Source organism: Pseudomonas sp. I2, assembly GCF_040984075.1.
Classification (GTDB): domain Bacteria; phylum Pseudomonadota; class Gammaproteobacteria; order Pseudomonadales; family Pseudomonadaceae; genus Aquipseudomonas; species Aquipseudomonas guariconensis_B.
The window spans coordinates 95,910-110,800 of the sequence record NZ_JBCGFQ010000014.1 but is presented as its reverse complement, the minus strand read 5'-3'; the positions used below and the strand labels follow the sequence as shown (position 1 = coordinate 110,800).

Genomic DNA, 14,891 nt, shown 5'->3' with positions numbered 1-14,891 from the left:
GGTGGGTGGTGGTGGAGGGTAAAGGTGGGTCGGGTACTATTTTTTTCATCATGAGATCTCGCATCAAGGCCGACACGCATCCGTTACCACACGGATAGGTGGTAGCTGTACACGGGGTGGTAAACCGGGGGAGATCTCGGATGCCCGGTAGGCACGAAGCCTCCCGCGTACAGCCACCATTGACTGTCAAGATCTCCCCTGCCCGGGTTACCACACCCGATCGCCAAGTTGTTCGGCGACGGTCTGGAGCCTAGAGGCAGGAGTTCCCACTGAGAAGGTGATGGCGGTCGACAAGGTTCGTAGGATACTTCCCGAATTGCGAGTCAGATAGCTATTCAGGCCAGAATCAGAAAAGTCTGCGGGGTTTTCTGGGCGGGGCTTGCCCACGAATCGGGGGCGTAGCCCCCGCCGAGAACAACCGGTTACCCCGGTCGAACGACTTCCCCAGTCGCCAGATTGCGAATCACGCTCGGATGCTTGCGCCCCCCCAGCGCCCCACCCAGCACCAGGTCCAGCTGGCCATGGAAATACTGCTCCACCCGCAACCGGCTCTTGGCCGCCGGGCGCCCGCCGGGGTTGGCGGAGGTCGAGATCAGCGGCCCTACCAACGCGCACAGCTCCCGCACCAGCGGATGATCGCTGACCCGCAGCGCCACGGTGTCATGCTCCCCGGTCACCCACTCGGGCAACAGGTCCTGATGCGGCACCAGCCAGGTGTTCGGCCCCGGCCAGGTACTGCCCATGCGGTCGATCCAGTCCTGTGGAAAATCCTCGAACAGGAAATCGAACTGGCGGATATTGTCGGCCACCAGGATCAGCCCCTTGTCCACAGGCCGCGACTTGAGCGCCAGCAGGCGATACACCGCGTCTTCGTTCCACGGGTCGCAGCCCAGGCCCCAGACCGCCTCCGTCGGATAGGCGATCACCGCGCCCGCCCGAATCTCACGTGCGGCTTGTTGCACACGCCAACTGCTCACCATCGTCGTCTCTCCGCATAAAGGCTGACGCGCAGTTTACTTAGCCGGCCCGGGCAAACCAACGCCCGGCTTCATTACCGACCCGCCCCTGCAGTTCGAGCTCGGTGAGGCTGGCCAGCACCTGGGCCAGCGGCTGGCCGCTGCGCTGGGCGAGCCCTTCGCTGGTCTGGGGGGCCGCCAGGAGCAGGGCGAGCAACGGATGATCGGGTTCGTCCACAGGCGCGGGAGGCAGGTTCTGCCAGCCGCGCAGGCTTTCCAGGATCTGTTCCACGCTTTCCACCAGCAGCGCGCCGTCGCGGATCAGTTGGTGACAGCCCTTGGCACCGGGATGATGGATCGAACCTGGAATCGCATAGACCTCCCGCCCCTGCTCGGCAGCCAGCCGGGCAGTGATCAGCGAGCCGCTGGCCAGGCTCGCCTCCACCACCAGCACGCCCAACGACAAGCCGCTGATGATCCGATTGCGCCGGGGGAAGTTGCCAGCGAGCGGCCCGGCATCGAGGGGATACTCGGAAACGAGCGCGCTGCCCCTGTCGATAATCGCCTGGGCCAACTCACGGTGGCGCTGTGGATAAAGTTTTTGCAGGCCCGTGCCAAGCACGGCGATCGTCTGCCCTTCGGCCTCCAGCGCGGCCCGATGAGCGGCGCCATCCACCCCCAGCGCCAGCCCGCTGGTGATGGTGAAACCAGCCCGGGCCAGGCACCGGGCAAACGCAGCAGCGGTATCCAGGGCAGGGGGTGAAGCACGTCTACTCCCAACGATAGCCAGCTGTGGCCGCTCCAGCAAAGCCGGGTTGCCCGCGACGAAAAGCAGCGGTGGAGCATCGTCCGTTTCGGCCAGCAAGGCCGGATAGGCAGGGTCGTCCCACATCAGCAAATGCTGCTCGGGCCGCTCTAGCCAGGCCATTGCAGCGTTGGCACCGTTACGCACCTCGGCGCTGCGGCGGGCCTCGGCACAGGCTGCGGGCAACCCCAGCGAACGCCACGCGCTGGCCGGCGCCGTGAGTGCCGACGAGGCGCTGCCGAAGGCTTCGATCAGGGTACGCAAGCGCCGCGCCCCCACTTCGGGAAGACGATGCAGGCGCAATCGCGCCTCCAGTTCGGCAGGTGGGCAAGCGGCGCAAAGGGGTGGGGTCATGACGGATCATCCTTGATCGACAGAGGGGTATCCACGTGGCACAACCTGTGGATAACTTTGTTGATAATACTTTGACAACCTGTCCATCGAATGAGGGACGAGGCGTCCTTTCACACCCTAGCCGAGCTTTGCCAGGTGCCGAATTCCCCGTTTCCCTTTATTATGTATGTTCAGTTTTCAACCGAACGCACAGTGACTGCCTGACCCCTATGGCCATTCTGAACATTCTCGAATTCCCGGACCCGCGCCTGCGCACCATCGCCAAACCGGTGACGGAAGTCGACGACGCCCTGCGCCAGCTGATCGATGACATGTTTGAAACCATGTACGAAGCCCCCGGCATCGGCCTGGCCGCCACCCAGGTCAACGTGCACAAGCGCGTGGTGGTCATGGACCTGAGCGAGGACCGCAGCGAGCCGCGCGTGTTCATCAACCCCGAGATCGAGGAACTGACCCACGACATGGGCCAGTACCAGGAAGGTTGCCTGTCGGTGCCTGGCTTCTACGAGAACGTCGACCGCCCGCTGCGTGTCCGGGTCAAGGCCCTGGACCGCGATGGCAAGCCCTACGAGCTGGAGGCCGAGGGCCTGCTGGCGGTGTGCATCCAGCATGAGTGCGACCACCTCAACGGCAAGCTGTTCGTCGATTACCTGTCACAGCTCAAACGCGACCGGATCAAGAAGAAGCTGGAAAAGCAGCACCGCCAGCAAGCCTGATCCACCCCTTCCAGAAGGCTTGCCACGGCAAGCCTTTTTCTTTTTTGAAGCGAGAACTCCATGCGCATCGTCTTCGCAGGCACACCAGAGTTTGCCGCCGAACACCTCAATGCCTTGCTCGACAGCCCCTATGACGTGGTGGCCGTCTACACTCAGCCGGACCGCCCGGCCGGGCGTGGCCAGAAGCTCATGCCCAGCCCGGTCAAGCAACTGGCCATGGCCCACGACATCCCGGTGTTCCAGCCGCCGACCCTGCGCAGCGCCGAGGCCCAGGCAGAGCTCGCCGCGCTCGCCCCAGACCTGATGGTGGTGGTCGCCTATGGCCTGATCCTGCCCCAGGCGGTGCTCGATATCCCGCGCCTGGGCTGCATCAACAGCCACGCCTCCTTGCTGCCGCGCTGGCGCGGCGCGGCGCCGATCCAGCGCGCCGTGGAAGCGGGCGACGCCGAGAGCGGCGTCACCGTGATGCGCATGGAGGCCGGCCTGGACACAGGCCCGATGCTGCTCAAGGTGGTTACCCCCATCGGCGCCGAGGACACCGGCGGCAGCCTGCACGACCGCCTCGCCGAGATGGGCCCACCCGCCGTGGTGCAGGCCATCGCCGGCCTTGCCGATGGCAGCCTGCAAGGCGAGGTGCAGGACGATGCCCTGGCCACCTATGCACACAAGCTGAACAAGGACGAGGCGCGCATCGACTGGAGCCGCCCGGCTGTCGAGCTGGAACGTCTGATCCGCGCCTTCAACCCGTGGCCGGTGTGCCACAGCACCCTCGACGGGGAAAGCGTGAAGGTCCTGGCCGCGACCTTGTCCACAGGCACGGGCACCCCCGGCGAGATCCTCAGCGCCAGCAAGGATGGCCTGGTGGTCGCCTGCGGCGAGCAGGCGCTGTGCCTGACCCGCCTGCAACTGCCCGGCGGCAAGGCCCTGGGCTTTAGCGACCTGTTCAACAGCCGCCGCGAGAAGTTCGCCAGCCACAAGGTACTCGGCCAATGAACCCACGCCTGGCCGCCGCCCGCGCCCTGGCCGCCGTGCTCAGTGGCAAGGCCTCGCTGAACAGCTCGTTGCCGGCGCAGTTGGACAAGGTCGAGGACCGTGACCGGGGCCTGGTCCAGGACCTGGCCTTCGGCACCGCCCGCTGGCAACCACGCCTGGAGCTGCTGGCCGCGCAGTTGCTGCAAAAGCCCTTCAAGGCCGCCGACAGCGACGTGCAGGCGTTGCTGCTGGTCGGCCTGTACCAGCTGTTCTATACGCGCATCCCGGCCCACGCCGCCATCGGCGAGACCGTCGGCTGCGCCGACAAACTGAAGAAGCCTTGGGCCAAGGGCTTGCTCAATGCCGTGCTGCGCCGCGCCCAGCGCGAAGGCGAGGGCATCCTCGCGGGCATGGCGCGCGACCCAGTGGTACGCACCGCTCACCCACGCTGGCTGCAGAAGTCGCTCAAGGCCTTCTGGCCCGAGCAGTGGGAGGCCATCTGCGCCGCCAACAATGCCCATCCGCCGATGATCCTGCGGGTCAACCGTCGCCACCACAGCCGCGACGCCTACCTGGCCCTGTTGGCCGAGGCCGGTATCGCCGCCAGCCCCTGCCGGTACAGCCGCGACGGTATCCTGCTGGCCGAGGCCTGCGACGTACGCGGCCTGCCGGGTTTCGCCGAAGGCTGGGTCAGCGTGCAGGATGAAGCCGCGCAACTGGCCGCCGACCTGCTGGAGCTGGCACCCGGGCAGCGCGTGCTGGATGCCTGCTGCGCACCGGGTGGCAAGACCTGCCACCTGCTCGAAGCCGAGGCCGGCCTGGGCGAGGTCGTGGCCATCGACCTGGAAGAGAAGCGCCTGGCGCGGGTCCGCGAGAACCTCGAGCGCCTGGGCCTCGACGCCCGGCTGATCGCCTGCGATGCCCGCGACACAGCCAGTTGGTGGGACAGCAAGCCGTTCCAGCGCATCCTGCTGGACGCTCCGTGCTCGGCCACCGGCGTGATCCGCCGCCACCCGGACATCAAGCTGACCCGCCAGGCCGACGACATTCCGGCCCTGGCCGCCCTGCAAGGCGAGCTGCTCGATGCCCTGTGGCCGACCCTCGAAGTCGGTGGCATGCTGCTCTACGCGACCTGCTCGAGCCTGCCGACGGAAAACACCGACGTGATCGACGCCTTCCTCGCCCGCACCCCAGGCGCCCGCGAGCTGGACCTGGCGACCGAGGCTGGCCTGCGCCAACCCCATGGTCGCCAGTTGCTGGCCCAGGAAGGCGGCCACGACGGCTTCTACTATGCCAAGCTGATCAAGATCGCCGCCTCGCGCGGATAAGCAAGCACAAGGACCAGGACTCGCGATGAAGATCATCATCCTCGGCGCAGGGCAGGTAGGCGGTACGTTGGCAGAACACCTGGCCAGCGAAGCCAACGACATCACCGTGGTCGACACCGACGGCGACCGCCTGCGCGACCTCGGCGACCGCCTCGACATCCGTACCGTGCAGGGCCGTGGCTCGCTGCCCACGGTGCTGCGCCAGGCCGGTGCCGACGATGCCGACATGCTGGTGGCGGTGACCAACAGCGACGAGACCAACATGGTGGCCTGCCAGGTCGCCTACACGTTGTTCCACACCCCGACCAAGATCGCCCGGGTGCGTGAATCCGCCTACCTGACGCGCGCCGAGCTGTTCGACAACGAAGCCATCCCGGTGGACGTGCTGATCAGCCCCGAGCAGGTGGTGACCAACTACATCAAGCGCCTGATCGAGCACCCCGGTGCCCTGCAGGTGATCGACTTCGCCGAGGGCAAGGCCCAGCTGGTGGCGGTCAAGGCCTACTACGGTGGCCCCCTGGTGGGCCAGCAACTGCGCCAGATCCGCGCCCACATGCCGAGCATCGATACCCGCGTGGCGGCGATCTTCCGCCGCGACCGGCCGATCAAGCCCCATGGCGACACGGTGATCGAGGCCGACGACGAAGTCTTCTTCATCGCCGCCAGGGGCCACATCCGCGCGGTGATGGGCGAGTTGCGCCGTATCGACGAAACCAACAAGCGCGTGGTCATCGCCGGTGGTGGACAGATCGGCGAACGCCTGGCCGAGGCCATCGAGAGCCGCTACCAGGTGAAGATCATCGAGATGAGCCCGGCGCGTTGCCGCCACCTCTCCGACACCCTGGAAAGCACCGTGGTCCTGCAGGGCAGCGCCTCGGACAAGGACCTGATGCTCGAGGAGAACATCTCCGACGCCGACGTGTTCCTGGCCCTGACCAACGACGACGAGGCCAACATCATGTCCTCGCTGCTGGCCAAGCGCCTGGGTGCACGCAAGGTGATGACGCTGATCAACAACCCGGCCTATGTCGACCTGGTCCAGGGCGGCGACATCGATATCGCCATCAGCCCGCAGTTGGCCACCATCGGCACCCTGCTGGCCCACGTGCGCCGTGGCGACATCGTCAGCGTGCATTCCCTGCGCCGTGGTGCGGCCGAGGCCATCGAAGCGGTGGCCCATGGCGACTCGAAGTCGAGCAAGGTGATCGGCAAGGCCATCGAGGACATCGCCCTGCCGCCGGGCACCACCATCGGCGCGATCATCCGCGACGAGGAAGTGCTGATCGCCCACGACGACACGGTGATCGAGGCGGGCGACCATGTGATCCTGTTCGTTGTGGATAAGAAGCATATCCGTGACGTGGAGAAGCTGTTCCACGTGGGGCTGAGTTTCTTCTAGGAGGAAGCAGCATGCGCGAATCACTGGAGAAGATGCTGGCCAAGGGTGTGGACAACGCCCTGCTGCGATTCGGCCTGGGCAAGGCCTGGCTCGACGAAGGCAACGGTGCCGAGGCGGCCGTGCACCTGGCGCGTTGCGTCGAGCATGATCCGAAGTATTCGGCGGCATGGAAGCTGCTGGGCAAGGCGTACCAGCTGCAGGGCGACCTGGCGGCGGCGCGCAAGGCCTGGGAGGAGGGGATCGTGGCGGCGCAGGGCCATGGCGACAAGCAGGCCGAGCGGGAGATGATGGTGTATCTCAAGAGGCTGGATAAAGCGTCGAAGCCCTGAAAAACCTTGCAGGGCGCCGTGCCGCTTCAGAACGTTCAGTTGCCTTTGGGGCCGCTTCGCGCCCCATCGCCGGCAAGCCGGCTCCCACAGGGGTGGCCAGTGCTGCGCGCAAATCATGTGGCATGCAGAGGACGCTGTGGGAGATTACCCAACCTTTGGGCTGCGCTGTCACGCAGAGAACTGATAGTGGCTTTACGCGGCCCCTGTGGGAGCCGGCTTGCCGGCGATGGGCTGCAAAGCAGCCCCAAATGGCAGGCATCGGGCCCAGCGCCACTCAGTACCAGCGCGCCTCGCCCGCCGGGCGCTTCTTGAAGCGTTTCATGCTCCACATATACTGGCTCGGGTACTCGCGCACATAGCGTTCGACCACCTTGCTCATGGCCGCCGCCGACACCGTCACGTCCTCGCTGTACATCTCCTGCGGCGCCGCCTCCAGGAACACCTTGAACCCCGACCCATCGGGCAGGCGCAGGGCATGCAGGAACACCCCCACGGCCTTGCCGCCGGCCAGCATGTTCGGCACGAACTTGCTGGTCAGGGCCTGGGTGCCGAGGAACGGCACGAACACCCCGGCGGACTCGGCCGGCTCCGGGTCAGCGGGAATGCCCACCTGGCCGCCACGGCGCACTTCCTTGATCACGCTGAGGATGCCTTCCTTGGTCGAAGGCGCCACCCGGTTGCCCATCTGCACCCGCTGCTCACGCAGCAGGTCGTCCACCGCCTTCAACTTGGGCGGGCGGTAGAAGATGATCGGCTTGCACTGGCTGCAATAGAAGTGGTTCAGCACCTCCCAGTTGCCCAGGTGGCTGGTGATGCCGACCACGCCCTTGCCCGAGGCCAGGGCCTGCTCCAGCACTTCCAGGCCGTGCACCTCCTTGACCAGCTCCAGCGAACGCTGCGGTGGCCAGATCCAGGCACAGGCGCTCTCGACGAAGGACTTGCCGATGTCCATCAGCGCACGGCCGACGAGCTTCTCGCGTTCGGCCGGGTCCATCTCCGGGAAGCACTTGGCCAGGTTGATGCGCACCACGTTGCGCGAGCCGTTGGGGACCTTCCACATGAGCCAGCCGATACCCGCGCCGACGCGCTGTACCGCGCTCCAGGGCAGCTTGGCGAACAGTCGCAGCACCCCGACCATCAGGGCGCCCTTGAATTTTTCCACAGGCCGATTCCTTATTTCTGCAAGGCGCGCATTGTAACCTTTCAGCGCAGCAGGGCGGCGTAGCGATCACAGTCGGTGGTGTGGTCCATGACCATGCCGGTGGCCTGCATGAAGGCGTAGCAGATGGTCGGGCCGACAAAGGTGAAACCGGCTTTCTGCAGGGCCTTGCTCATGGCCCTGGCCTCGTCGGTGACCGCCGGCACTTCGCTACGGTCCTTGAAATGGTTGACCTTCGGCACACCGCCGACGAACGACCACAGCCATTCGCCAGGGTTATCCACAGCCAGCCAGGCCCGGGCATTGCGCCGGGCGGCGTTGAGCTTGAGGCGGTTGCGGATGATGCCAGGGTCGAGCATCAGTGCGTCGATCCGTTCGTCGCTCATCTGCGCAAGCTGCACCGGGTCGAAGCCGTGCAGCACTTGCCGGTAGCGCTCGCGCTTCTTCAATACGGTGATCCAGGAGAGCCCGGCCTGGAACCCTTCGAGCAAAAGCATCTCGAAGAGCAACGCCGGGTCACGCTGCGGCGTTCCCCACTCCTGGTCGTGATAGGCCTGGTACAACGGATCGTCGGTACACCAAAAGCAGCGTGGCATAAGGCTCCAATGAGTAGAGGGCGAGGCGAATCAGGTTATACTCCCGCTCTTTACATCCGCATCCCCAGATACAGGTGAATTTCGTGAGCCAGCCTACGCCAGCCGTGCGTACCTTCCAAGACCTGATCCTCGCCCTGCAGCAGTACTGGGCGGAGCAAGGTTGTGTGGTGCTTCAGCCCTACGATATGGAAGTAGGCGCCGGCACATTCCATACCGCTACCTTCCTGCGCGCCGTCGGCCCGGAAACCTGGAACGCCGCCTATGTGCAGCCCAGCCGTCGTCCAGGCGACGGGCGGTATGGCGAGAACCCCAACCGCCTGCAGCACTACTACCAGTTCCAGGTGGTGCTCAAGCCGAACCCGGCCAACTTCCAGGAGCTGTACCTGGGCTCGCTGAAGGCGATCGGCCTGGATCCGCTGGTCCACGACATCCGCTTCGTCGAAGACAACTGGGAATCGCCGACCCTCGGTGCCTGGGGCCTGGGTTGGGAAATCTGGCTCAACGGCATGGAAGTCACCCAGTTCACCTACTTCCAGCAGGTCGGCGGCATCGAGTGCTACCCGGTCACCGGTGAGATCACCTATGGCCTGGAGCGCCTGGCCATGTACATCCAGGGCGTCGACTCGGTGTACGACCTGGTCTGGGCCGATGGCCCGTTCGGCAAGGTCACCTACGGCGATGTGTTCCACCAGAACGAGGTGGAGCAGTCGACCTACAACTTCGAGCACGCCAACGTCGACAAGCTGTTCGAACTGTTCGACTTCTACGAAAGCGAAGCCAACCGCCTGATCAAGCTGGAACTGCCGCTGCCGACCTACGAAATGGTCCTGAAGGCTTCCCATACCTTCAACCTGCTCGACGCCCGCCGCGCCATCTCGGTGACCGAGCGTCAGCGCTACATCCTGCGCGTGCGTACCCTGGCCCGGGACGTGGCGCAAAGCTATCTGCAAGCCCGTGCGCGCCTGGGCTTCCCGATGGCCACCCCTGAACTGCGTGACGAAGTGTTGGCTAAGCTGGAGGCTGCACAATGAGTGCTCAAGATTTTCTGGTCGAACTGGGCACCGAAGAGCTGCCACCCAAGGCCCTCGCCAGCCTGGGCGACGCCTTCCTGGCCGGTATCGAGAAAGGCCTGCAGGCCGCTGGCCTGAACTACACCGGCAAGCAGGTCTATGCCGCCCCGCGTCGCCTGGCCGTGCTGATCCGCCAGCTGGACGTGCAGCAGCCTGACCGCAGCATCAATATCGACGGCCCGCCCCGCCAGGCCGCCTTCGACGCCGAGGGCAACCCGACCCAGGCCGCCCTGGGCTTCGCCAAGAAGTGCGGCGTCGACCTCGCCGAGATCGACCAGAGCGGCGCCAAGCTGCGCTTCTCCCAGCACATCCCGGGCAAGCCGACCACCAGCCTGTTGCCGACCATCGTCGAGGATTCGCTCAACGACCTGCCGATCCCCAAGCGCATGCGCTGGGGCGCCAGCCGCGAAGAGTTCGTGCGCCCGACCCAGTGGCTGGTGATGCTGCTCGGTGACCAGGTGGTCGACTGCACCCTCCTCGCCCAGCAGGCCGGTCGCGAGTCCCGTGGCCACCGTTTCCACCACCCGCAGAATGTGGTCATCACCACCCCGGCCAACTACGTCGAGGACCTGCGCAAGGCCTACGTGCTGGCCGATTTCGCCGAGCGCCGCGAACTGATCGCCAAGCGTGTCGCCGAGCTGGCCCTGCAGCAGGAAGGCAGCGCCATCGTGCCGCCGGCGCTGCTGGACGAAGTGACCGCCCTGGTCGAGTGGCCGGTGCCGCTGGTCTGCTCGTTCGAGGAGCGTTTCCTCGAGGTGCCGCAGGAAGCGCTGATCACCACCATGCAGGACAACCAGAAGTACTTCTGCCTGCTGGACAGCGAAGGCAAGCTGCTGCCGCGCTTCATCACCGTGGCCAACGTCGAGAGCCACGATCCGAAGCAGATCGTGCTGGGCAACGAGAAGGTCGTGCGTCCGCGCCTGACCGACGCCGAGTTCTTCTTCAAGCAAGACAAGAAGCAGCCGCTGGAAACCTTCAACGAGCGCCTGAAGAACGTGGTGTTCCAGGCCCAGTTGGGCACGGTCTACGACAAGGCCGAGCGCGTTTCCAAGCTGGCCGCGTTCATCGCCCCGCGCATCGGCGGCGATGCCCAGCGTGCTGGCCGCGCGGGCTTGCTGTCCAAGTGCGACCTGGCCACCGAGATGGTCGGCGAATTCCCTGAAATGCAGGGGATCGCCGGCTACTACTACGCCCTCAACGATGGCGAGCCGGAAGACGTCGCCCTGGCCCTGAACGAGCAGTACATGCCGCGCGGTGCCGGCGCCGAGCTGCCACAGACCCTGACCGGCGCCGCCGTGGCGGTGGCCGACAAGCTCGACACCCTGGTCGGCATCTTCGGCATCGGCATGCTGCCCACCGGCAGCAAGGACCCGTACGCCCTGCGCCGTGCCGCCCTGGGCGTGCTGCGCATCCTGATCGAGAAGCAGCTGGACCTGGACCTGACCGAAGCCGTGGACTTCGCCGTCGCCCAGTACGGCGCCAAGGTCAAGGCCGCTGGCCTTTCCGAGCAGGTGCTGGAGTTCGTCTTCGACCGCCTGCGTGCGCGTTACGAGGACGAAGGCATCGATGTCGCCACCTACCTCGCGGTACGGGCCCTCAAGCCAGGTTCGGCGCTCGACTTCGACCAACGTGTGCAGGCTGTGCAGGCGTTCCGCAAGCTGCCGGAGGCCGAGGCCCTGGCAGCGGTGAACAAGCGCGTGTCGAACCTGCTGGGCAAGGCCGAAGGCGCCATCGCCGAACAGGTCGAGCCGAAGTACTTCGACAATGCCAACGAGTTCTCCTTGTACTCGGCGATCCAGCAGGCCGACCAGGCCGTGCAGCCCATGGCTGCGGCGCGCCAGTACAGCGAGACCCTGGCTCGCCTGGCAGCCCTGCGCGACCCGGTCGACGCCTTCTTCGAGGCGGTGATGGTCAACGCCGAGGACGCCAAGGTGCGCGCCAACCGTTATGCCCTGCTCAGCCGCCTGCGCGGCCTGTTCCTGGGCGTGGCCGACATCTCGATGCTGGGGTAAGGCCTTGAAGCTGCTGATTCTTGATCGGGACGGAGTGATCAACTTCGACTCCGACGCCTACATCAAGTCGCTGGAGGAGTGGATCCCCATCCCCGGCTCGATCGAGGCCATCGCGCAGTTGAGCAAGGCGGGCTGGACGGTGGCCGTGGCCACCAACCAGTCCGGCATTGCCCGCGGCTACTACCCGCTGGAAACCCTCGAGGCCATGCATGCGCGCCTGCGCGCGCTGGTGGCCGAGCAGGGCGGCGAGGTGGGCTACATCGTGCATTGCCCGCACGGGCCGGATGATGGCTGCGATTGCCGCAAGCCCAAGCCCGGCATGCTGCGGGCGATCGCCGAGCACTACCAGGCCGACCTCTCCGGCGTCTGGTTCGTCGGCGACAGCCAAGGTGACCTGGAGGCCGCCCTGGCCGTCGGTGCACAACCGGTGCTGGTGAAGACCGGCAAGGGTGAACGGACGCTGGAAAAAGGCGTCCCCCAAGCCACACTGGTTTTTGATGATTTGGCGGCCATCGCCAGAGAACTTACTCGATAGTGCGCCGCCTGGCGCACTTTTTCATAAGGCGGTACATGCCACTATGTCGATCCTGCAGGCGATCAGAGTCTTTCTTTTTTACCTGCTGCTGGGCACCAGTTCGTTGCTGTGGTGCACCCTGAGCTTCTTTGTCGCGCCCTTCTTGCCGTTCCGTAAACGCTACCGCTTCATCAACGTCTACTGGTGCCGTTTCGCCGTTGGGCTGGCGTGGGTCGTGCTGGGGATCCGCTACAAGATCACCGGCGCCGAGAACGTGCCGAAAGAGCCCTGCGTGATCCTCTCCAACCACCAGAGCACCTGGGAGACGTTCTTCCTCTCGGCCTACTTCGAGCCCTTGAGCCAGGTGCTCAAGCGCGAGCTGCTCTATGTACCGTTCTTCGGCTGGGCCATGGCCATGCTGCGGCCCATCGCCATCGACCGGAACAACCCGAAAGAGGCCTTGCGCCACGTCGCCAGCAAAGGCGACGAACTGCTCAAGCAGGGCGTGTGGGTGCTGATCTTCCCCGAGGGTACCCGCGTGCCCCATGGCCAGGTCGGCAAGTTCTCCCGCGGCGGTACCGCCCTGGCGGTGAACGCCGGGCTACCGGTGCTGCCAGTGGCGCATAACGCCGGCAAGTTCTGGCCACGTGATGGCTGGGGCAAGCGCCCGGGTACCATCGAGGTGGTGATTGGCGAACCGATGTATCCGGTAGGTACCGGCCCACGGGCGATTGCCGAACTCAACGAGCGTGCCCAGGCCTGGAACGAAGCGGCCCAGCGGGCCATGGGTTCGCTGCCGCCGGTGGCGGAAAATCCGGCGCAGCAGAGTGCCTGACGATCTGTGGATAACTTGTGAGCAATTTTTGGATTAGCGGTGTAGAAAATAATGCAACTCGTTGAATTCATTACTTATTTCAACGAGCGTCATTTTTCTGGAAATCGTGCATAAGTTTTTTCGCAGGCATAAGAAAACCGGCTTTTACAGCCGGTTTTTTTTAGCGGCCGCTATTGGCCATCAGACCTTGTCGATATCCACATCCCGAGTCTCCTTCAGGCAGAAGATCCCCACCACCAGGCTCACCCCGGTGATCAGCACCGGATACCAAAGCCCGTAGAAGATATCCCCGGTATACACCACCAGCGCGAACGACACGGTCGGCAGGAAGCCCCCGAACCAGCCATTGCCGATGTGGTAGGGCAGTGACATGGAGGTGTAGCGGATGCGGGTCGGGAACAGTTCGACCATCACCGCCGCCAACGGCCCGTAGGTCATGGTGGCAATGAGGATCATGGCCACGATCAGCACCACCACCATCACCTGGTTGACCTGTTCCGGATCCGCCGTGGCCGGGTAGCCAGCCAGGTCGATGGCCGCGCGCATGGCTGCCTCGTCGAAGCCGGTGATGGTCTTGTCGCCGATGCTCACCACCACGTCGGACCCGGTGGCATCCACCGAGCTGTAGGGCAGGCCCTGCTTGACCAGGAAGGTCTTGACCTTGTCGCAAGGGCTGTCGAAGCGCGCCTTGCCGACCGGGTCGAACTGGAAGGTGCAGCCCTGCGGATCGGCCGTGACGACGATGGGGGCCTGGCGGCTGGCGGCATCGATCTGCGGGTTGGCGTAATAGCTCAGGCCCTTGAACAGTGGGAAGTAGGCCAGCGTGGCCAGGAGCAGGCCAAGCATCAGGATCGGCTTGCGCCCGACCCGGTCCGACAACCAGCCGAAGAACACGAAGAACGGTGCCCCGATCACCACGCTGATGATCAGCAGCGTGTTGGCCTGGGCCGGGTCCATCTTGAGCATCTGGGTCATGAAGAACAGCACGTAGAACTGTGCCGTGTAGAAGGTCACGGCCTGGCCGGCGTTGATGCTGAACAGCGCGGTCAGCACCACCTTGAGGTTCGGCCAGGAGGTGAACGACTCACGGATCGGCGACTTGCTCACCTTGCCCTGGGCTTTCATTTTCACGAAGGCTGGGGACTCGTGCATGCTCATGCGGATCCAGGTGGAAATCCCCAGCAGCACGATCGACAGCAGGAACGGCAGCCGCCAGCCCCAGGTTTCGAACTGGTCGCCGCTGATATAACGGCTGCCCAGCACCACGACCAGCGACAGCAGCAGGCCGAGGGTGGCGGTGGACTGGATGAACCCGGTATGGAAACCGCGCTTGCCGGGCGGCGCATGTTCGGCCACGTAGGTCGCCGCGCCACCGTATTCACCGCCCAGGGCCAGGCCCTGGAGCATGCGCAGCACCACCAGGATGATCGGTGCGGCGATGCCGATGCTGGCGTAGGTGGGCAGCAGGCCGACGGCGAAGGTCGACAGGCCCATCAGCACGATGGTCACCAGGAAGGTGTACTTGCGCCCGATCATGTCGCCCAGGCGGCCGAACACCAAGGCGCCGAAGGGCCGCACCAGGAAGCCGGCAGCGAAGGCCATGAGGGCGAAGATGAAGGCGGTGGTGTCGTTGACGCCGGCGAAGAACTGCTTGCTGATCACCGCGGCCAGCGCACCGTAGAGAAAAAAGTCATACCACTCGAACACCGTCCCGAGGGATGACGCGAAAATGATCTTGCGTTCCTCGCGTCGGCTGTCGCTGGTCGCCGCCGCGCCTTGCTCTTGGATGTAATCCGACATCGTTGCTGTCCTCGGCCCGCAGGCCACAGTGATTATTCTTGTTGTC

At 65.0% G+C, this 14,891-nt stretch carries 14 protein-coding genes; 9 read left to right on the top strand and 5 right to left on the bottom strand.

What is annotated here, in order from left to right; genetic code table 11:
- Positions 1-422: 422 nt before the first annotated feature.
- On the bottom strand, positions 423-980 hold the full coding sequence (locus tag WCE05_RS09645; RefSeq protein ID WP_225789942.1) for an L-threonylcarbamoyladenylate synthase: 558 nt from the start codon (positions 978-980) through the stop codon (positions 423-425).
- A 37-nt stretch (positions 981-1,017) separates the two neighbouring features.
- Positions 1,018-2,115 (bottom strand): DNA-processing protein DprA, encoded by a 1,098-nt coding sequence (gene dprA, locus WCE05_RS09640; RefSeq protein WP_368815812.1) that lies wholly within the window; start codon positions 2,113-2,115, stop codon positions 1,018-1,020.
- A 209-nt stretch (positions 2,116-2,324) separates the two neighbouring features.
- On the opposite strand from dprA, the gene def reads away from it, so the two are divergent.
- Genes def through WCE05_RS09615 form a run of 5 tightly spaced genes read left to right on the top strand, consistent with a single transcriptional unit; the run spans position 2,325 to position 6,859 of the window.
- Positions 2,325-2,831, top strand: a complete 507-nt coding sequence (def, locus tag WCE05_RS09635; protein ID WP_225789940.1) for a peptide deformylase — start codon at positions 2,325-2,327, stop codon at positions 2,829-2,831.
- 60 nt (positions 2,832-2,891) lie between these two features.
- Positions 2,892-3,824 carry a methionyl-tRNA formyltransferase gene (gene fmt, locus WCE05_RS09630; RefSeq protein ID WP_368815811.1) on the top strand — a complete coding sequence of 311 codons (933 nt, stop codon included), beginning with the start codon at positions 2,892-2,894 and terminating at the stop codon, positions 3,822-3,824.
- Positions 3,821-5,131, top strand: coding sequence for a 16S rRNA (cytosine(967)-C(5))-methyltransferase RsmB (gene rsmB, locus WCE05_RS09625; RefSeq protein WP_368815810.1), 1,311 nt, complete (start codon positions 3,821-3,823; stop codon positions 5,129-5,131). Before fmt ends, rsmB begins: the two co-directional genes overlap by 4 nt.
- A gap of 25 nt (positions 5,132-5,156) precedes the next feature.
- Positions 5,157-6,530, top strand: coding sequence for a Trk system potassium transporter TrkA (trkA, locus tag WCE05_RS09620; RefSeq protein WP_225789937.1), 1,374 nt, complete (start codon positions 5,157-5,159; stop codon positions 6,528-6,530).
- An 11-nt stretch (positions 6,531-6,541) separates the two neighbouring features.
- Positions 6,542-6,859: a tetratricopeptide repeat protein gene (locus tag WCE05_RS09615; protein WP_225789936.1), complete on the top strand. Its 318-nt coding sequence runs from the start codon at positions 6,542-6,544 to the stop codon at positions 6,857-6,859.
- Between the two features lie 274 nt (positions 6,860-7,133).
- Here the strand turns inward: WCE05_RS09615 and WCE05_RS09610 are convergent, their stop codons facing one another.
- Positions 7,134-8,021: a lysophospholipid acyltransferase gene (locus WCE05_RS09610; protein ID WP_225789935.1), complete on the bottom strand. Its 888-nt coding sequence runs from the start codon at positions 8,019-8,021 to the stop codon at positions 7,134-7,136.
- Positions 8,022-8,062: 41 nt separating this feature from the next.
- Positions 8,063-8,614, bottom strand: coding sequence for a DNA-3-methyladenine glycosylase I (locus WCE05_RS09605; protein WP_225789934.1), 552 nt, complete (start codon positions 8,612-8,614; stop codon positions 8,063-8,065).
- Positions 8,615-8,697: 83 nt separating this feature from the next.
- Between WCE05_RS09605 and glyQ the strand changes: the two genes are divergently transcribed.
- From glyQ to WCE05_RS09585, 4 genes are read left to right on the top strand one after another with little or no spacing between them, the layout of a single operon-like run.
- A complete protein-coding gene (gene glyQ, locus WCE05_RS09600) occupies positions 8,698-9,645 on the top strand; it encodes a glycine--tRNA ligase subunit alpha (protein WP_225789933.1) in 948 nt (315 codons plus the stop codon).
- Positions 9,642-11,696 carry a glycine--tRNA ligase subunit beta gene (gene glyS, locus WCE05_RS09595; RefSeq protein ID WP_253091324.1) on the top strand — a complete coding sequence of 685 codons (2,055 nt, stop codon included), beginning with the start codon at positions 9,642-9,644 and terminating at the stop codon, positions 11,694-11,696. The genes glyQ and glyS overlap by 4 nt, the downstream gene beginning before the upstream one ends.
- Positions 11,697-11,700: 4 nt before the next feature.
- Positions 11,701-12,231, top strand: coding sequence for a D-glycero-beta-D-manno-heptose 1,7-bisphosphate 7-phosphatase (gene gmhB, locus WCE05_RS09590; protein ID WP_225789931.1), 531 nt, complete (start codon positions 11,701-11,703; stop codon positions 12,229-12,231).
- Between the two features lie 43 nt (positions 12,232-12,274).
- The gene (locus tag WCE05_RS09585; protein WP_225789930.1) at positions 12,275-13,045 is read left to right on the top strand and encodes a 1-acyl-sn-glycerol-3-phosphate acyltransferase; all 771 of its coding nucleotides are present in this window, start codon (positions 12,275-12,277) and stop codon (positions 13,043-13,045) included.
- Positions 13,046-13,225: 180 nt separating this feature from the next.
- Here the strand turns inward: WCE05_RS09585 and WCE05_RS09580 are convergent, their stop codons facing one another.
- A complete protein-coding gene (locus WCE05_RS09580; protein ID WP_225789929.1) occupies positions 13,226-14,845 on the bottom strand; it encodes an MFS transporter in 1,620 nt (539 codons plus the stop codon).
- Positions 14,846-14,891 lie beyond the last annotated feature (46 nt).